This window comes from Odoribacter splanchnicus DSM 20712 (genome assembly GCF_000190535.1).
Lineage (GTDB): Bacteria > Bacteroidota > Bacteroidia > Bacteroidales > Marinifilaceae > Odoribacter > Odoribacter splanchnicus.
Genome location: NC_015160.1, coordinates 3,172,440 through 3,192,117, shown reverse-complemented (window position 1 = coordinate 3,192,117; position 19,678 = coordinate 3,172,440). Strand labels below are relative to the sequence as shown.

16 protein-coding genes and 1 tRNA gene are annotated in these 19,678 nt (G+C 42.4%); 12 read left to right on the top strand and 5 right to left on the bottom strand.

The annotated features are described in order from the left end of the window. Positions 1-13: 13 nt before the first annotated feature. From ODOSP_RS13480 to ODOSP_RS13450, 7 genes are all read left to right on the top strand, one after another. On the top strand, positions 14-1,615 hold the full coding sequence (locus ODOSP_RS13480) for a RagB/SusD family nutrient uptake outer membrane protein (RefSeq protein ID WP_013612852.1): 1,602 nt from the start codon (positions 14-16) through the stop codon (positions 1,613-1,615). A 20-nt stretch (positions 1,616-1,635) separates the two neighbouring features. Further along, complete coding sequence (locus ODOSP_RS13475; RefSeq protein WP_013612851.1) at positions 1,636-2,616, top strand: hypothetical protein; 981 nt, start codon at positions 1,636-1,638, stop codon at positions 2,614-2,616. Next, positions 2,616-3,650 (top strand): hypothetical protein, encoded by a 1,035-nt coding sequence (locus tag ODOSP_RS13470; RefSeq protein WP_041556844.1) that lies wholly within the window; start codon positions 2,616-2,618, stop codon positions 3,648-3,650. The genes ODOSP_RS13475 and ODOSP_RS13470 overlap by 1 nt, the downstream gene beginning before the upstream one ends. Before the next feature lie 15 nt (positions 3,651-3,665). Next, complete coding sequence (locus tag ODOSP_RS13465) at positions 3,666-5,120, top strand: hypothetical protein (protein ID WP_013612849.1); 1,455 nt, start codon at positions 3,666-3,668, stop codon at positions 5,118-5,120. Between the two features lie 4 nt (positions 5,121-5,124). Next, positions 5,125-6,525 carry a thioredoxin family protein gene (locus ODOSP_RS18940; protein ID WP_013612848.1) on the top strand — a complete coding sequence of 467 codons (1,401 nt, stop codon included), beginning with the start codon at positions 5,125-5,127 and terminating at the stop codon, positions 6,523-6,525. A 195-nt stretch (positions 6,526-6,720) separates the two neighbouring features. Further along, positions 6,721-7,962 carry a thioredoxin family protein gene (locus ODOSP_RS18935; RefSeq protein ID WP_013612847.1) on the top strand — a complete coding sequence of 414 codons (1,242 nt, stop codon included), beginning with the start codon at positions 6,721-6,723 and terminating at the stop codon, positions 7,960-7,962. A gap of 41 nt (positions 7,963-8,003) precedes the next feature. Further along, positions 8,004-9,122 carry a TlpA disulfide reductase family protein gene (locus ODOSP_RS13450; RefSeq protein ID WP_013612846.1) on the top strand — a complete coding sequence of 373 codons (1,119 nt, stop codon included), beginning with the start codon at positions 8,004-8,006 and terminating at the stop codon, positions 9,120-9,122. A gap of 187 nt (positions 9,123-9,309) precedes the next feature. Here the strand turns inward: ODOSP_RS13450 and mutS are convergent, their stop codons facing one another. Further along, positions 9,310-11,925, bottom strand: a complete 2,616-nt coding sequence (gene mutS, locus ODOSP_RS13445) for a DNA mismatch repair protein MutS (RefSeq protein WP_013612845.1) — start codon at positions 11,923-11,925, stop codon at positions 9,310-9,312. Positions 11,926-12,113: 188 nt separating this feature from the next. Here mutS and ODOSP_RS13435 point away from each other — a divergent pair, with 188 nt between their 5' ends. Continuing rightward, positions 12,114-12,464: an MmcQ/YjbR family DNA-binding protein gene (locus ODOSP_RS13435; RefSeq protein ID WP_013612844.1), complete on the top strand. Its 351-nt coding sequence runs from the start codon at positions 12,114-12,116 to the stop codon at positions 12,462-12,464. 37 nt (positions 12,465-12,501) lie between these two features. Continuing rightward, positions 12,502-13,377, top strand: coding sequence for a deoxyribose-phosphate aldolase (gene deoC, locus ODOSP_RS13430; RefSeq protein WP_013612843.1), 876 nt, complete (start codon positions 12,502-12,504; stop codon positions 13,375-13,377). A gap of 38 nt (positions 13,378-13,415) precedes the next feature. Here deoC and ODOSP_RS13425 read toward each other — a convergent pair whose 3' ends face one another. The 3 genes from ODOSP_RS13425 to dtd all read right to left on the bottom strand — a co-directional run bounded on the left by ODOSP_RS13425 (position 13,416) and on the right by dtd (position 16,739). Then, positions 13,416-15,821, bottom strand: coding sequence for an efflux RND transporter permease subunit (locus ODOSP_RS13425; protein WP_013612842.1), 2,406 nt, complete (start codon positions 15,819-15,821; stop codon positions 13,416-13,418). 129 nt (positions 15,822-15,950) lie between these two features. Further along, complete coding sequence (locus tag ODOSP_RS13420) at positions 15,951-16,274, bottom strand: nucleotide pyrophosphohydrolase (protein ID WP_013612841.1); 324 nt, start codon at positions 16,272-16,274, stop codon at positions 15,951-15,953. 12 nt (positions 16,275-16,286) lie between these two features. After that, positions 16,287-16,739: a D-aminoacyl-tRNA deacylase gene (dtd, locus tag ODOSP_RS13415; protein ID WP_013612840.1), complete on the bottom strand. Its 453-nt coding sequence runs from the start codon at positions 16,737-16,739 to the stop codon at positions 16,287-16,289. A 96-nt stretch (positions 16,740-16,835) separates the two neighbouring features. Here dtd and ODOSP_RS13410 point away from each other — a divergent pair. Beyond that, positions 16,836-16,907 (top strand) — tRNA-Arg (locus ODOSP_RS13410). A gap of 77 nt (positions 16,908-16,984) precedes the next feature. On the opposite strand, the gene ODOSP_RS13405 is transcribed toward ODOSP_RS13410, so the two are convergent. Next, positions 16,985-17,287, bottom strand: a complete 303-nt coding sequence (locus ODOSP_RS13405; protein WP_013612839.1) for a GNAT family N-acetyltransferase — start codon at positions 17,285-17,287, stop codon at positions 16,985-16,987. Positions 17,288-17,392: 105 nt separating this feature from the next. Between ODOSP_RS13405 and ODOSP_RS13400 the strand changes: the two genes are divergently transcribed. Beyond that, positions 17,393-18,535, top strand: a complete 1,143-nt coding sequence (locus ODOSP_RS13400) for an iron-containing alcohol dehydrogenase (protein ID WP_013612838.1) — start codon at positions 17,393-17,395, stop codon at positions 18,533-18,535. A gap of 168 nt (positions 18,536-18,703) precedes the next feature. Next, entirely contained in the window at positions 18,704-19,678 is a 975-nt protein-coding gene (locus ODOSP_RS13395; protein WP_041557442.1) for a polyprenyl synthetase family protein, read from the top strand.

Here is a 19,678-nt window from a genome sequence, read left to right as displayed (position 1 = left end):
AGGAGGATTGGTTATGAAAAAGATAATTAAATTATATGCCTGTTTGCTGGCCGTATTGGGATTGACAGCCGGGTGCAGCGATTATTTGAAAGAAGATTCCGGGGATTTGCTGATTCCGGAGAAAGTGGAAGAGTACGCGCCGATGTTGTACAAAGAGGGATATCCGATGAATTTTAACGAAGAGGTGGCGTGGCTGTCCCTGATGACAGATGATGTGGAGATGGGACATTTGGACATGGATCCGGCAGATAAAGGCTATGCCGACCGCGATAAGAATTCTTTTAATCTTTTGTATGGGGCACAAGGGGAGGATTCCTATAAATGGAAGGAAAAAATAGAGGATTATACGGAGAATTTTTGGGACAGCCGTTATAAGAATATCTTAGCTTGCAATGTGGTTATCGATGCGTTGCCGGAGATACGGTATGCGGAGGCGGATTCCGGAAAGTATAATTTCTTAGCTTCCCAGGCATACGCATTACGGGCTTATTATTACTGGTGTTTGGTCAATCTTTATGCGCTGCCTTGGTCTGAGGCCAATTTGGACAAGCCGGGTGTGGTGATTCGGAAGGAACCGCAAATTGATATTTCGGCACGGGGGCGTTCTACCATCCGCGAGGTCTACGAACTCATCAACGAGGATATCGCTCAGGCTGAGAAGTACGGGGCGGAAGCCGAATTTGACGGGAATATTCATCGTCTTTCCCCTACAGCTGTGCTGTTGCTGGCATCCCGTATCGCTTTGTTTCAGGAGAATTGGGACGAAGTCATCCGGGTCGGGAATCTGTTTTGGGAACAGAATCCGAACATTCTGGATTTGAATGCTCAGGATCGGACTTCATTCGGAGAAGATTCGGACAGTAAGGGATTTGCAATAATGGATGGTGTGAAGAATAAGGAAATCGTGTTTACTTTCGGGACCCATCCCAGTACCTATCCTTATGGGTATCTTGCTCCTTCGCCATATGGGGGTGCTTTGGGATTCAGGGTTTCCTACAGCACGGAAGGGTCTTTATTCGCTTCTTATACCGATGAGGATTTGCGCAAGACAGCTTATTTCAAAAAAGATATTCCGGCGAAAAAGGCAGAGAAACCTTGGCTTGACGATGAACCTTATCAGTATAAGTACTATTATCCGGTGAAGTATCGCCAGATGAAGATGAGCGGGGCTTCGAAACCGTCGGAGAAACTGTTGCGTGAAAACTGGCGGAGTGTGGAAGTGGTGTTGAATTTGGCAGAGGCTTATGCACGGAAAAGCAATACGGTGTCTTCGGACGCGATAGAATGTTTGAACCGCCTGTTGCGTTGCCGTATGGACAAGACGACCTTTACAGACAAGACCACAGCGGATTTCAAGAGTGCCGAGGAATTGGTAAACTTTATCTGGGCTGAACGGCGGCGGGAATTGTGTTTCGAGGAGGCGATGCGTTTCTGGGATTTACGTCGGCAGGGAATGCCGGAGTTGAAACATAGATGGTATTCCGGTTGGAATACATACGAAACGTACACGTTGAAACGGGAAAGCAGTAATTGGGTGTTGCCTATTCCCAGCAGCGAATTGCATTATAATGAGGCTTGTACCGATAACCGGCGTGAGGTGATTTCTGCGGATTAGTAACAAAAAATAACAATATAATGAAAAAGATAGCAATATATTTGGCGACAGTGATGTTCCTGGGAATATCTTGTTCCGAGGAGGTAACGGTGAATCCGGAACTGGCTGGACCGCTGTACGGTTTGACGAAAGGGGAACCGGGATCGGTGGACGAGTTGATTTATAATACCTGGGAAGAGTGGGGAATGTACTATCTGTACGACTATCAGAAGAATGCTTTCCAGGTGAGCAATTGGAGCGGTACTTCTACGAGATGGTATACGCCCATGAAATCGGAGTATAAGGAACTGATTCCGAAACTGATCGATATCGTGCAGAACGGGATTTTTTTGGGGATGGATAAGGAGCTGTTGAAAGAGAGTTGGTTTGTGCGGACGTTTCTGTGCGATTCTCTGTGTGATGCCTCGTCGTACAATAAGAGGCGGTTGGTAGAGGATTATTTGGTGAATGGAGATTGCATTATTATTCCGGGTTTTGGAGAGCGGATGCAAGGATACACAGAGGAGGACTGGCATGCTTTGCAGGAAGCATTGTCGGGTTTATTGCTTTCCCGCTTGTATTTGGGAGCAGAGGAGCAACCGGATGCGTTTTTCGATTTGCGGATGAAGAAATCAAACGGTCAGGATGTGACATCTATGCTGGCTCTTTTGGGAGGAATGGATATTATACCTGATCCTGATGAAAAGTATTCTGATAATGTGTATACATTTAGGTTTTGCGGTTATGTCCGTTCCGTTCCGACTTCTTTTCAGAAGGAAACGATTAAAATCCCTGACCGTCAAACGGATTTGGCAGATTATATCAGTTTTTTGACCACTACGGGGAAGGCAGAGTTGGATTATACTTTCCGGGTGTTCCCGAAGATGTTGCAGCGGACAGTAGCTTTAGTGCCTTACCTGATGCGTGTGTTGTCGATGAATTTGGATATGATGCAACAGACGAATTGTCCGGACGATCCCGTGGAAGACGGTTATTTTACGAGTTTGAAATATACGGAGTAATGAATTTTATGGGAGAAAGCACATCCGCTTTCTCCTACGCGAATGGCTATGTTATCGTTATTTTGGGAAATGTATTACAGGAAATGAGAAAAGGAATGTTCATATTGTTTTCTCTCTTGTACGGGGTTGGTGTTTTTGCGCAAAACACGGATGAATTGAGGGATGCCTATGAAAAGGACAAGAGAGATGTAAAAGCTGTAACCGAATATGTAAGGGCATTAGGAGAAACTCAGAAGAGAGCGCAAGCTGATAGCGTCGTGCGGGAATACATGGCGCGTTGTCCGGTTGTGCAATTGGAAGACAAAGACACGTATTTATTGATAAACAAGTTCGTTTTTGAAGATGTCTATTCCAATGCTTTCGAATACGGAATTTTCATGCAGCGGAAAATGCACTGGGATCGGGAAGCGAAAAATGATGAGGTGGGAGAAAAGGCAAGACTGCTCAGCCTGTTGAGAGGAATGCAGGGGAGCATCAGCAACGCGGACGAGATTGACAAGCGTTACGAAGTGTTGTCGGTCTTGAGCGGTAATTTGCGTAAAGAGGTCGATAAACGTTGTTTGCCAGCCTACACGGGTGATAAATATGTGATGCCTGGGTATGATTCGTTGAAAATAGCACATTTAAAGTATTTATTGCAAAAAGACGATTTGCTGGGACAGGAAATCATGCAATTGAAAATCGGCGTGTATGAAGATTACGTGGCGGGAAATTACGCGGGGATGGTGGAAAAATTGAATCTGGCTTGCGGAATGAATTTCAAAAAGTTGGATGAAAATTACACGGTCCAAATCCTGAGTGTGCTGGCAGATACGGGGGTAAATCGGGAGGTTTTGAAATCAGGTATAGACCTTTTGAATCGGCTTATTGAAAAGAAAAAAGAGAGCGCAGATAATTATTATAACGTGTTGGGCCGGTACTACCTTTTGTATGGGGATGAGGAACGAGGCAACAGGTATAAACTTGAGGGAGAGCGGGTCGAGGCGCAAAAGAGAGCGCGTTTTGGTGATTTGATGAATGCATTTGAAAAATAAATAATGGTCGGAATCATGAGGAGGTATCTGTTTTTAATTGTTTTTATCATCTTTTCGGTAACCGGTTGGGCGAAAGGAAAAGATGGATATGTCGTTGCTACTTCGGAAGCGGTGAGAGCGGATGCGGCTTGGATGAAGGTTGTGGATGCCTTGGTAAAGAAACACAAGGCAGATGTAATATTTTACAAAGAAAATATCGGCGAGTTACAGAAGCCTTTACGGCAATTGCGTCCTCGTTTTGTGGCATTCGTGGAAAAACCGGAATTTTTGAACCGGGAGTACGTGATGGAAGGACATCGTATGAGCCGTCGGGTGGATGAGGATATCTATGCCGATTATTTGTGGGGAATCATCACCGGGTTTTCGGCCGAGGATGCCATGAGGTTAGTGGACAGGAGTCGTGAACCTTTTTTGATTCGTACCGCATTAAACACAACTTGCGAGATGAGTGACGGGAAATACTTCACCCGCTTCGCTTTCATGAATGACGGTAGCAATGGACCCGGATGGTGGGGTGAGAAGAATGAAACGACGAAAGAGACGCAACATTATCAGTTGAATAAATGGAGGATTTTGGATAAGTGGGTAGAGAAATACAAGGAGTTAGACCCCGATTTGTTAGTGACTTCTTCTCATGCGACGGAGCATAATCTGGAAATGCCCTTTTCGGTGGGTAACCTGAAAGCGGATGCCGGACGGTTATACGCCGATTTCATGACACGGGAATACTTGAACGGGACATCGCATCCGCGGGTATATTTCGCTGCGGGGAATTGTCTTATCGGGAATGTGGATAACGACCCGAACAGCATGGCCGTGGGGTGGTTGAGCGGGATGAATGCCACTGCGATGGTGGGCTACGTGGTGACTACCTGGTATGGCCGTAACGGCTGGGGTGGTTTGAAATATTGGGCCGCTAATGCAGGACGTTTGACATTGGCGCAGGCGATTTACCTGAACCAGCAGGACATGTTGCATACCGAATTCGGCTGGTATCCGGAAATGCTGACTGTCGATTACCCCTTTTCAGCAGGAGCTTTCGCTGAGGATTCGGAATTTAAAAAGTTGTTCAGGCAGGCCACGGGGAATCTTCCGACAAAAGACCAAAAGGGCTTCGTACATGATCGGGATGTGGTTGTCCTGTATGGCGACCCGGCTTGGGATGTGAAATTGAAAAATCCTGCCCCTTTGGGGTACAAGGTGGATTTTAAGATGAAAGGGAAGCAATGTGTCGTGACGATTATAACGAATGAATATTTCGACGGAGCATTGATGAAAGGGGGAAAACTGAAACAGGAACATGTGACGGATATACCGTTTGCTTATTATTTTCCGAAACGTGTCGCCAATCCGCGTCTGGCAGGAGGACAGAAGTGGGATATTGCCGTGGCCGAGGATTTCCTGTTGCTTTATAACTGTGATTTTGAGAAAAATAAGAAATATACAATCGTATTGGATATAAATGAGTAACGAAATGAAAAGATTATTATTATTGGTTTTGATCGTTAGTTCGACCGCATTTTCGCAAGGAATAGAATTCCGGAAAGAGCGTTACGCCGAGGTACTGAAAATGGCGAAAGAACAAAATAAGCTGGTATTTATAGACATATATACTTCTTGGTGCGGACCGTGTAAACACATGGCGGATAATATTTTCCCGTTGCCTAAAGTAGGAGAATACTATAACACCTATTTTCTGAATTTACAATTGGATGCGGAGAAGAGTGAAGACGGAAAAATGGTGGCGAAATCATTCGGCGTATCCGCTTATCCTACCTTCCTTTTTGTTAATGGAGACGGGGAGCTGGTTTACCGGTTTTTGGGAGGTAAATCCGAAGATATGTTTATAAAAGAGGGAGAAAAGGCAGTGGAAGCATTTGCCGCGCTACCGGAATTGAAAAAATACACGAAAGAATATGAAAAGGGAAATCGGGAAAAGGAATTTTTGAACCGGTATTTCATCGTGAAAGATAGATCCGGCCTGGATTGTAGCGATGTGTTACTTGATTATTTTGCTCAGGTGGATGATGCTCGATTATTGGATTCTGTACATATTCCGCGTATTGCTAAAATCGCTGTTTTTGACCAGAAATTAGCCAATCGTTTGGTGGATGCGGCTTGTAAAGAGGCAGCCAACCCGACGAAAAATAAGAAAGAGGCTGTTGCCGTGAATAAAGCTGTTTGCACGTTTTTGGGCGCTTGCCTGCAAAAGACGGCTCGGGCCGATCAGGAGGAATTTTTCGAGGAAGTTCTGGCTCTGAAAGATCGTTTATTTAAAGCGACCGGTGCCAAGGAGAGCGCTACTGCGGCCTCGTTGGGAGGAGGAAATATCTATGTTCCTTCTGAGCTGTCGCGTTTAAACTATTATTCGGCTAAAAAGAAATTGGATAAGTTTAACCGTACTTTTATCGATTATATGGCAGCGCTTCAGAAAAATTATGACGAAACCTATAAGGAGAAAGCTGCCATGCGCGAGGCTATGGATGCCAAGCTCAAAGCGGCAAAAGAAAGCGGCAATGAAGAAGAGTATGAATCGGCGAAAAGATTAAGGGCGATGATGTTTGCTTTTTCAAGTATCGACGATTACTATATCTCGACCAGTATGGTAGAGAACGTAGAACGTTACGAGGAGATATTTGAAGGCGAGAAAGATGCTGCCTACAGAGATCGGGTTGCCGGTTGGTATGTATTTTTACATCGGTTAAGTCCTTCTGCAAAGACCGCAGTGTACGTGGCCGATAAATTGCTGGCCTTGGATAAAAAAGAGCTGGCGATAGAAGTGTTGGCGTTGGGATTGAAAGAAGGAAGTGCTGCCTCCGGGGTGGAAGAAGAGGACGTGAAGGCTTGTCAGGCAAAATTGGATGAATTGAAATAAGGTGCCTGTATTAGTAAAAAGTTTGTAAGGTTCATAAAGTTTATTGGACCCCTGCGGGATACTTTGTTAACGGCTGTCAGAACAACCGATAAAGACAAAGCCTTTAGAATATTGTCCGAAGGACACCTTTATACTTTATAAACCTTACAAACATTTATGAATTTTATAAACTTAACATATTGTAATTGGATTATTATGAAAAAGATAGGATTTGTGATACAATTTTTGTGTATAGCCTTGTTTTTATTCGGACAGGCGGATAAAAACGGGATTCGTTTTATTGAAGGGGAAAAATGGGAAAATGTATTAAAGGCCGCCCAAGAGCAGGACAAGTATATTTTTATGGATTGTTACACCAGTTGGTGCGGTCCTTGTAAAGCTTTGGCCAAAGATATCTTTACACGCAAAGATGTAGGCGATTTTTTTAACGCGAATTTCATCAACGTGAAATATGACATGGAAAAGGGCGAGGGGAAAGAGTTGAATAAACGATATAAAGCTAACATTATAGGTTTTCCCACGCTATTATTGATAGATAAGAAAGGGAAAGTTGTGCATCAAATGGCAGGATTTCAGGAAGCGGATGTCTTGATTGCCGGAATGAAAGCCGGGAAAGAAGGGAAAAGCCTGTTCGCTTACCGGGACAGGTATACAGCCGGAGAGCGGGACTTTGCCTTCCTGAAAGAATATGTCACAGCTTTACAAGGGGCCTTTTTAAAAAATGACATAGAACAGGTAATACTTGATTATATGAAAACGATGTCTTTGGAAAAATTGCAGGAAAAAGAAATTTGGGATTTTGTCGGCACTTTTATCAAGGATCCTTATTCTCCCCAGTTTGATTACGTGATTTTTAATATCGATCGTTTGGCGGCTAAAGTGAAATTCGATCGCTATCAGGTGGAACGGCAACTAAGTTGGGCGTTAGATAAAGCCGTGGATCAATTGGTCGAGATTAAATTTGATGAAAACGGAATCCCCTTGCGTTTGGTTGAAGAGACCGGAAAAATGGATACCCTGTTACGGTTGGTAAACCGCGGGGACCTGAAACGTGCCGAGACGTGTCGTGCCAAAATAAATATGTATGAATTGGAATTGGCTCAAAAATGGGATGAGGTCTATGCCAACCAGATAATTTATCGTGCGATCAAGGCATTGGGATATTCTGACAATTATTTGGCAAAGACAGTTCAATATCTTGCCGCCTATTGTCCGGATAAAACCATATTGAAGAAATGCCTGGATTTGATAGAAAAGTTACAGGAAGAGGAAGACAAGAGCGATAGTAAATTCAAAGCTAATTATTATGACACCCTTTCAGTCCTGTATGCAAAACTTGGGGATAATAAAAGAGCAAAAGAATTTAAGAAAATAGATGAGGAGTTGAAAGCCGAAAAAGCCAAAGAATTCGAGAAATTTTTAAAGGATTCAAAATAAATGATGTCTGATTTGGAAAATATTAAAATAAATTTGAACATATGAAAAAAATTGTCAGTGGCTTGTTGATGGGAATATTGTGCGTGGCTTGTGCTAAGCAGGAAACAACTTATACCATTCAGGGAGAGTGGAAAGATGGAGACGGAAATGTGATTTATTTAAAAAAAGATTTGGGAAACAAACAGTATGAAATATTGGATTCCGCTGTTGTTGTAAACGGTGTTTTTAAAATGCAAAAGCCGTTGGGTGACGTGGATGAGTGTATCCTGCAAATCAATGGAGTTTCGAATATCATTATTTTGGATTCCGTACCTATTCAGGTAAAATGCGAAACCGTAAAAAAAACGGTAAGAGGGAAGGAAACGGAAAGTGTTAAAACGGAAATATCGGGAAGTATAGAACAGGATATTTTTAAAACGGTGTTGTTGGCACAAGGGAATGAAATGATGATTATGCTGGGGCTCTCTTTTATGGGTAAAGAGGAAAAAGAAAAATCGGAAATGGTGGACTCTTTGGCACAGATATACATCGGCATGAAAGCGAAAACCGAGAAAACCATTGATAGCTTGGTGACGAACTATCCTGATTGTCATGCGACGGCTTTGATTATTAATAATTTTGTTATTAAAAACAGAGATTTGGAGGTTATTGAGAAAATGTATGAAAGTTTGACTCCACGCATCAAAAATGCTTACTTGGGGCGTAAATTGAAGGCATCGATCGACAATATTAAAAAGGCATCGGTCGGTAATATCGCCCCGGATTTCACGTTACAAATTCCGGATGGAAAGAGTGTTTCTTTGATTGATTACCGGGGAAAATATGTTCTGCTTGATTTTTGGGCATCTTGGTGTGGACCTTGCTTGCGTGAAGTTCCTAATGTGAAAAAAGTATACGATAAATTTCATGACAAAGGGTTTGAAATTCTGAGCGTGTCGCTGGATGATAAAAAAGACAATTGGGTAGATGCTATCAAGAAAAATGATTTGAATTGGGTACATGTTTCTTCTTTGCAGGGATGGAGCTGTCCGGTGGCAAAATTGTATAACGTGAGTGGAGTGCCGGCCATGTTATTGATAGATAAGGAAGGAAAGATCATTGCGACTAAATTGCGGGGAGAATTATTAATGGAGAAAGTTGCGGAGCAATTTGAAGAATAGCCGGATCGATGGATTTATAAAGAAAAGAGGGGGGAACTTCAAAATTTGGCCCCCCTTTATTTATTCATATCCCTATTGGAGACGGAATTAAATATCCGATTCTGGAAGGGGATTTTGGAGCTTTTAAGACAGTCTTGAAAGTTCGCCGGCTGAATTTTCAAGACTGCTCTGTTACCGGAATATTTGCTTATCCTAAAATGATTTTCTTGATTTCACTCAGTTTGTTCAGGGCTTCGAGCGGAGTCAGACCGTTGATATCCAGGCCTGCGATTTCGTCACGTATTTGCGAAAGAACCGGATCGTCCAACTGGAAAAAGCTTAATTGGAGGCCTTCACGTGCTGAAGCGATACTTTCGACATTCTTTTGGATCGTGCCATTTTTATCCCGGTCGTTTTCCAGTTGTTTCAGGATTTCATCGGCCCGTTTGATAACAGATTGAGGGAGACCGGCCATTTTTCCAACCTGGATACCGAACGAGTGGTTCGAACCTCCTTTAACCAGCTTGCGCAAAAAAATAACTTTGTGTGCGACTTCTTTTACCGATACATTATAGTTTTTTATTTTTTTAAAAGAATGCTCCATTTCGTTCAGTTCGTGATAATGGGTGGCAAAGAGCGTTTTGGCATGATATTTCGGATGTTCGTGCAGATATTCGACGATCGCCCAGGCAATCGAAATCCCGTCGTAAGTCGAAGTACCTCGTCCTAATTCGTCGAATAACACCAGGCTCCGGTCGGATATATTGTTGAGAATATTAGCAGCTTCATTCATTTCGACCATAAAAGTGGATTCACCTTGGGAAATGTTATCGGAAGCTCCAACCCGGGTAAAAATTTTGTCGACATAACCGATTTTGGCGCTGGCTGCCGGTACGAAACAGCCGGCTTGGGCCATAATCACGATCAGGGCAGTTTGCCGGAGGAGAGCCGATTTACCGGCCATATTCGGGCCGGTAATGATGATAATCTGTTGTTTTTTATTGTCCAGCAGTACGTCGTTACTGATGTATTCCTCACCCGGGGGCAATTGTTTTTCGATGACCGGGTGACGTCCTGCTTTTATGTCCAGTACATCCGAATCGTTGATCTCCGGCCGGTGGTAATTATTGGCTATCGATATCTCGGCAAAAGAAATAAGTACATCCAATGCTGAGATAATCTTGGCATCCTCTTGCAGAGGGCGGATGTAACCGGCAGCTTCTTGCAGCAAATTGTTATACAGTTCTGTTTCTATGGCTAAAATCCGGTCTTCTGCTCCCAGGATCTTATCTTCATATTCTTTGAGCTCGGGGGTAATGTAACGTTCCCCGTTGACCAGGGTTTGTTTGCGGATCCAGTTGGCCGGTGCTTTGTCTTTATGGGCTTTGGTTACTTCGATATAGTATCCGAAGACATTATTGAATCCGATTTTCAAAGAGGGGATTCCGGTTGCTTCTATCTCCCGTTGTTGCATTTGGAGCAACAGTTCTTTGCCGTTGCTTGAGATATTACGAAGTTCGTCCAGTTCGGCATTTACTCCCGTAGCGATTACTCCTCCTTTGTTGACCTGATGAGGAGCGTTTTCCTGAAGTTGAAATTTGATCTTTTCGAATAATTCCGTGCAAGGATTCAGGGGTTCTGTCATTTTTTTCATAACGGCCGATTCACTCTGCTGGCAAAGATCTTTCAACGGCGCGATGCAGGATAGGGCAATTTTCAACTGATTCATTTCCCGGGGAGTGATCCGGCCTACGCCGATCTTTGAAGCGAGCCGTTCCAGATCGCCGATGCTTTCCAGAAAGTTTTCTGCCTGTAACCGTCGGTCTTCCTGCCGGATAAAATGATCGACGATATCCAGTCGCTGATTGATTTCTTCGGGAGATTTCAAAGGCATACAAATCCATCTTCTTAGCGTCCGTCCTCCCATAGGCGTGATTGTCCGGTCGATAATATCCACCAGGGACCGTCCTTCTTCGTAAGCAGAATGTAGTAATTCCAGATTACGAAGAGTGAACTTATCGAGCAGGACACAGTGCGATTCGTCGATCCGGGAAATAGAGGTGATATGAGAAATCATATCGTGTTTGGTCATCTCCAGGTAATTCAATATGGCACCGGCGGAGGAAATACCGCAGTTCATATGTTCGATACCGAAACCTTTCAGAGAATTGACTTCGAAATGTTTCTCCAGGCGTTCGCTGGCTGCGTCCCGGTCGAAAAACCATTCTTCGATGGGATAGATATAGAATTTATTACCGAAAAGTTCATGAAAACGGGCTTCCTGCCCCCGGGGATAGATGACTTCTTTCGGTTGAAAACTATTCAGTAATTTATCGATCGTAGCATGCGAACCTTCGGTAGTCAGAAATTCACCTGTGGACAAATCCAATAAAGATAATCCGGCTTCGGTTTTGTTGAAATAGACCGAGGCCAGGAAGATGTTACTTTTCGTGTCGGTGGAATATTCGCTGTAACAAGCTCCGGGAGTGACCAATTCGATCACCCCTCTTTTTACCAGGAATTTTGTTTTCTTAGGATCTTCCAGCTGTTCACAGATAGCTACCCGCTGTCCTGCACGGACAAGTTTCGGTAAATAAGTGTCGATCGCGTGATAAGGAAAACCGGCTAATTCTACTGTACCCGGAGAACCACTGGAACGTTTGGTTAAGGTAATGCCCAGGATTCTGGAAGTAGTGATAGCATCTGCCCCGAATGTTTCATAAAAGTCTCCCATCCGGTACAATAGAATGGCATCCGGATATTTAGCTTTAGTAGCATAATATTGTTGCATTAACGGGGTTTCGTTACCTTCTTTTTTGGCCATATTTATGTTGTTTTTTGATTGCTGGATATTTTATTTTGTTTTGTATCAATAGTGTAAACCTTTCATTATCTGCACAAAATAATGACTTAATTCTGACTGCTGACTTGTACTTATAAACGGCATTCAAAGATAAATATTTTCGGGGAGAAAAGTTTAAAAGCTCGTAAACATTATGTAATTTTGTGTCCATGAATATAGAGGAACTGACCGAATATTGCCAGAGTTTGAAGTTTGTGACGACTGAAATTTTATGGGGTGATGTACTGGTTTTCAAAGTAGGTGGGAAGATGTTTTGTTTTGCTCCGATGGATGAAGGCGAGTTAAAAATGAACCTGAAATGTGATCCGGAAGAGGCTATTGAATTGCGGGAACGATTTCCTGCTGTGCTTCCTGGGTATCATATGAACAAAAGATATTGGAATACCGTACTAATAGATGGTTCGGTAAGCGATAATATGCTCAGAATCTGGATAGGAAATTCATATCGGTTAGTGTTATCGAAACTATCCAAAAGCGATCGGAAGCTTTTGGAGGTATGATTGTCCTCTTTTAATAAGATAAATAAACAACAAGATAATGGATGGTATATCAGAAATTTTAGCAACGTACAATTGTGTCAGCCTGGACGAAAAAATTCAGTTCGAACTGGATGGTGTTGTAGAAAAAGAGATTAAGCAGGCTTATTGTATTGAAAATCTGGAATTTTGTGTTTCTTGTATGGATTACACAACCTTGAAAGTTTCAGATACCGAAGAATCAGTAAAGAATTTTACTGCTGATTTGCTGAAAAAACTGAAGAAGTTTAATTTGCGGGATGTCGCTGCTGTGTGTGTATTTTCTAATTATGCCGGAATTGTTCGGGAGGGATTGAAAGGAACGGAGATTCAGACGGCAGTAGTGGCGGGAAATTTTCCTAATTCCCAGACATTTACCGAAATAAAATTGGCTGAATGTAAAATGGCGATCGGTGCAGGGGCACAAGAAGTCGATGTTGTCATCTCGGTCGGGGATATTCTGGAAAAAAATTATGAAAAAGTATATCGCGAATTGAAGGCTATCCGGAAAGTTTGTGAAAATGTCCGGTTAAAGGTCATTTTGGAAACCGGCGAATTGAAAGACTTGGAAAGTATTTTCAATGCTTCGTTAATCGCTGCGTATGCAGGAGCTGATTTTATCAAAACCTCTACCGGAAAAGTCCCTGTGAATGCAACACCGGAGTCGGTTTATGTGATGTGTGAAGCAATCCGGCAATATTATGCCCAAACCGGAAAAAGGATCGGGTTGAAAGTAGCCGGAGGAGTGTCGAAAGCTCAGAATGCCATCCGATATCTGACTATCGTAAATCATGTTCTGGGATGTGAATGGCTGACTCCTTATTATTTCCGGATCGGGGCTTCTCAATTAATGGACGATATTGTGAAGGAAATCAAAGCTTTGCAGATGATAAAGTAAGATACTGTGTAAACAGGAAAACAGGACTAAGTAAATACTCAGTCCTGTTTTTCTTTATCTTCATGTTCTATTTCCAGCTTATCTTCATCGATGTCTTCTTCTTCATTGTAAATCTGAAGAAGTGGCTCTGCCCGGAAAGTACGTTTACTGATGCTGTGCTCCATGGTCAATAGTAAAGAAGGAAGCAGGATTAAATTAGCCAGCATGGCGGCGAACAGCGTGATAGAGGTTAACAATCCTAAAGCGAAAGTCCCGCCGAAACTAGACAGGCAGAAGATACCGAATCCGAATAATAAGATGATAGATGTATAAATCATACTTTGACCGGTCTCTTTTAACGCCAGGACTACCGAAGAACGGATACTCCAATTGGTAGCCTGTAGTTCCTGACGGTATTTAGCCAGATAGTGAATGGTATTGTCGACAGAAATTCCGAAAGCGACACTGAATACGAGAATGGTGGATGCCTTTATAGGAATACCGAAATATCCCATTACGGCAGCCGTGATGATCTGAGGAATGACATTGGGTACTAAAGCAATCAGTACCATTCTTTTACTTTTAAACATCCAGGCCATGAATCCTGCAATCAGGACGATGGCTAAAGCCAATGAAGAAAACAGGTTTTTGATCAGGTATTGGTTACCCTTGAAAAAAATAACACTCGAGCCGGTAACCGATATATCATGTTTATCTCTCGGGAATATCGTTTCTATCTTTTTATACAGAGAATCTTCTTTAGCTTCCATTTTTTTGGTTCCGATATCTTTCACCCGGAAATTCATTCTTACTTTTTGCATGGTTGAATCGACAAAGGAATTGGCCATGGCATTCATACCTCCTGTCGATTCCATGACGTATTTCATAATGAAATTTTTGGTCATGTTACTGGGGAGTTTGTAATAAGAAACTTTTCCGTTATAATAAGCCTGGTTGGCAAATTTGGCCGCTTCGACTACCGATAACGCCCGTGAAAGATCCGGATCTTGTGATAGTTCGGTATTTAACCGGTCCAATTTCTCTAGATTGCTTAATTTGAATACCTGGTTCGGTTTTCCGAAATCCAGGGTTACCTCTAAGGGCATCAATCCGTCGAAGTTCGACTCGAAGAAAGACAGATCTTGGCGGATGGGATCGGTTTCTTTCAAATCGTCCACCATATAACCGGTGGTTTTCATCAAAGTGATTCCGAATATTCCCGCAATAACGAGCACAATTGTTATATAATAAATGGTATGCCGGCGATTGATCACCAAGTAGATCAGTTTATCGATCACTTTGTTGATAAAAGGATTATAAAGATGTTTGGTTTGTTTGGTATCGGGGACGGGTAAATAACTGAAAACACTGGGTATCAGAATCAGACAGATAAAAAATACGGTAGAGATACTGATAAAAGCGATGAGACCGAAGTCTACAAGAATTTGGCTCGAAGTGATGATGAAAGTAGCAAATCCCGCAGCTGTCGTCAGGTTGGAAAGTAAGGATGCATTTCCGACTTTTTGGATCATTCGCTGCAAAGCTTTGATTTTGTTACCGTGCCTCACATATTCGGCATGATATTTATTGACCATGTAGACACAGTTGGGAATACCGATTACAATGAGCAAAGGTGGTAACATGGCAGTCAATAAGGTAATCTTAATGCCCATCATAGCCATAAAACCGATGGCCCAGATTACGTTGATCCCGATGATCCCGACACAGAAGCCTACAATCCGGAAAGACCTGAAAAACAGATAGAGAATAATAGCTGTGATCAAAAGCGATAGGGCAATGAACATATACATTTCGCCTTTGATATTTTCGGCATTGATTACCCGGATATAAGGCATCCCGGAATAATGCATTTTCAGGTGATATTTTTCAGTAAAACGTTTGGTGATTTCCAGTACATCCTGTACTAGTTTTACCCGTGCCGGAGAATTCATTACCTCGGCGGATACGGTGATCATCATATTGTAGGTATGCTTGTCGCGGTTGATAAGCATACCGTCATAAAAAGGGAGATGTTCGGCCACATAAGCCAGACTGTCGAGCTCTGCCTGTGTTTCGATGTGAGAAGGAAAAATAGGAAGAACTTCGAATTTTTTGAGATCGGTATTTTTCTGTAAATTAAATGTATGTGTGATAGACATCAAGGCATTGACTCCCTGAAGGGCTTTGATATCATTGCCCATCTGAATCCAGTCGTTGGTCTTGTTCAGTTGATAGAAACCGGAATCCTGAATGGCAAAAACCATAACATTCCCCTCTTGCCCGAAAGTTTCTCTGAAACGGGTATAGTCGAGATAGGCACTGTCTGTTTTGGGGAGCAAATCTGCACTTTCATAGGACATTTGAATTTTTCTGGCTTGAAATCCCATGAAAATGGTTCCGAGTAATACTCCGGCTATAAAAGCAATCCGATTTCGAAGAATAATCCCTGCAATCTTAGTCCACATAGTGAAATTTAAATGAAATCTTCAATAGGTATATATTTATTACGAATGCCGAAAAGTCAATTCTTACCACAATACTGAGATTCCGCCATAAATCATTAACGGACAAATTTAACAAGAATATGTGAAAGCTTATTGTATTTTCGGATTGTTTTTATGCCTTTTTAGATCTCTTGCCGTTTTTTTTGCAAAATTAATTTCCATCGCTTCGGTGAGATCTACTCCGGTTTGATTTGCTAAACAGGTCAATACCCATAATATATCTGCCATTTCATCCGCCAGGTTATCTTTTTCCCCTTCTTTGAAAGATTGTTCTCCATATTTTCGGGCCATGACACGGGCTAATTCTCCGACTTCCTCCGTTAGGATAGTCATATTGGTCAATTCATTAAAATAACGAACCCCATAAGATTTTATCCATTCGTCCACTTTTTCCTGTAACTCTTTTAACTCCATAAAGTACTCGGTTTATAGTCTGTTTTTGGAATCGATTATAATCGTTACCGGGCCATCGTTAATTAGCCCGACTTGCATGTCGGCTCCGAATACGCCGGTTTTGATTTCCTTTTGTAACTCTTTCTGAAGTGATTGAACGAATTTCTCATACAAAGGAACGGAGATTTCCGGTTTAGCTGCGTCGATGTACGAGGGGCGGTTACCTTTTTTGGTACGAGCCATTAGAGTGAACTGACTGACTACTAAAACCTCCCCTGCTGTCTCCAGAATAGAACGATTCATTACTCCGTTTTCATCGTCAAAAATCCGTAAGTTACAGATTTTACTGCTTAGCCATTCAATATCTTCTTCATGATCGTCCGCTTGAATCCCCACGAGAATCATCATTCCCCGTCCGATAGAAGCATGTAGCTGTTGCTGAATAGTGACACTGGCTTGAATAACCCGTTGTATAACTACTTTCATACCTGTTTTATTTGTGGAACAAAGGTATAATAACTATTTGGAAATTGGAAAACGTGGAAATTAGAAATTAATTTCTTACTTTTGCGCTTGAAAATTGGCTGAGTAGTTCAATGGATAGAACGGAAGTTTCCTAAACTTTAGATTCGGGTTCGATTCCCGGCTCGGCTACAAAACAGAAAGAATCGGAAGAACCCGGTTCTTTTTGTTTTGTTGGAGTTTTGAATTCTATGAAAATTCATTTGCGATTACAGAGCACAACTGCTGCATCCTCCGTAATCTTTTCCGGGGTGGCCGTGATATTCCGGATGTCTTTGCAGCCAAACGACAGCATAGGAGCAAGTGGCGATAGGCTGGAGGTGATGTTTCAGGGCGTAATCATAAGTTGCTTTTACTAGTTGAGCTGCGATCCCCCGGCCTCCGATTTCGGGGGGGACGATAGTATGACGGATATCCAGTTTGCCGTCCCGGATGATATAAGTGACATAGGCCGTGTAGCCGTCCACGACTGTCTTAAACAGATTGTCTTCAGGAAGATGTGTGATTTCCATAGTTTGTTTGTTTCTACGAAGATATAAAATATTTTTTAATTGTGGGATATTCGGTATATTTGTCAGAGTGATTTAATAAAACAGATAATCGATAATATAGAAACTATGGAGAATTTTATTTTTCAAAATCCGACCAAACTAATTTTTGGTAAAGGGATGATCGGACAGTTAGCGAAAGAAATACCTGCCGGAAAGCGTATACTGGTGACTTTCGGAGGAGGAAGTGTTCGTAAAAACGGAGTTTATGATCAGGTAAAAGAAGCTTTAAAAGGATTTGAGGTGACGGAATTTTGGGGGATCGAGGCTAACCCGAAGATCGAGACGCTGCGTAAGGCTATCGAATTGGGAAAAGAGAAAAAGGTAGATTATTTATTGGCTGTCGGCGGTGGTTCGGTGATCGACGGTACGAAGCTGATATCTGCCGGTATTTTGTATGAAGGCGATGCCTGGGATTTGGTGTTGAAAGGTTGTGAGAAGCACACTTTACCTTTAGGAACAGTCCTGACCTTGCCGGCTACGGGTTCGGAAATGAATAGCGGAGCTGTGATCTCCCGGAAAGAAACAGCCGAAAAATATCCTTTCTATTCTAATTATCCGGTTTTTTCTATTCTTGATCCGACGGTTACTTATACTTTGCCTCCTTATCAGGTCGCTTGTGGAATCGCCGATACTTTTGTGCACGTCATGGAGCAATATATGACCACTCCGGGACAATCCCGCCTCATGGACAGATGGGCAGAAGGAATTGTCCATACTTTAATAGAGATCGCTCCCGAGGTTCTTCGTAAACAGGATAATTATGAGCTGATGTCCGAGTTTATGCTTTGTGCTACAATGGGACTCAATGGCTTTGTTGCTATGGGAGTACGGCAGGATTGGGCCACCCATATGATCGGTCATGAACTGACGGCTTTACATGGTTTGACTCATGGAGCAACATTGGCTATCGTCCTACCGGGATTATGGCGTACATTGAAACAGAAAAAAATGGCTAAACTCGTGCAATATGGCGAACGGATCTGGCATATCGATCAAGGAACCGATGAAGAAAGAGCTGATAAGGCGATTCAAAAAACAGAAGAATTTTTCAAAAGTCTCGGATTACCTACTCGCTTAGGGGATGCCGGAATCGGGGAAGAGACAATTCTCGAGATTCAGAAGCGTTTTACACAACGTCAGGTCGCTTTTGGAGAAGATCAGGATGTAACGGCTGAGATTGCCGGCCAAATACTCGAAAATTGTAAATAATCCGTCAGTAATCGCATGAATAAAAAGGTGTCCGGTTTACCGGGCACTTTTTTGTAAAAATTATTTTTTAATGGAGGTATTACCCTGTTGTTATAAAAATTCCGGGCTTTCCGATGAATTTCCGGCTTCTTTTGTTAATTTAGCAGCTTTCTAAATTGAAAGGAGATGATGTATACAATTGAACAACTTCGGGAAGTTATTAAGGCTGAATTAGATAAGCAAGAATATGTAGAAGAACCTTATTCTTTGTTCGAACCGATCAAATATATTATGGAAGATGGGGGAAAGCGACTTCGGCCTGTACTGACTCTGATGGCGTATAACCTGTACCGGGACGATATCGGGAAGGCTTTAAAATCTGCTATCGGGATTGAGATTTTCCATAATTACACCTTGTTGCATGACGATGTTATGGACGATGCCGAATTACGTCGGGGACGTCAGACTGTCCATAAAAAATGGAATAGTAATGTGGCTATTTTGAGTGGTGATGCTGCGGCTATCACGGCTTATAAGTATATCGAGACTTGTGAGGATCCTTATTTACGCCGGGTAATCGATGGTTTTAACCAGGTGGCGATGGATGTTTGCAAAGGACAGCAATATGACATGGAATTCGAAACCCGGGACGATGTAACGGAAGAAGAATATATCCAGATGATCTACCTGAAGACTTCTGTATTGATTGCCGGAAGTATGCGTCACGGTGCTTTGATTGCCGGCGCTCCTGAACATGAATACAAAGAGCTCTATGATTTCGGTGGATACCTGGGGTTGGTATTTCAGCTGCAAGACGATTATCTTGATGTCTACGGAGACGTGGAAGAGTTCGGGAAGAAAATCGGTGGGGATATCCTCTGTAACAAAAAGACTTATCTGCTGATCAAAGCTTTTGAGTTGGCTTCTGAAGAAGATAAGGCTTTATTGAAAGAGTGGGTCGTGAAAGAAAAATTCAATCCTCAGGAAAAGATCAAGGAAGTGACAGAAATATACAATCGTTCGGGAGTAAAAGAGGCACTGAGGGCTAAAGTGGACGATTATCTTGAAAAAAGCCGGATTGCTTTGGATAAAATAGAAGTTCCTGAAGAAAGGAAAGTCCGGTTTTATGAGATGATTGATTTTATCGGAAAACGTAAGAAGTAA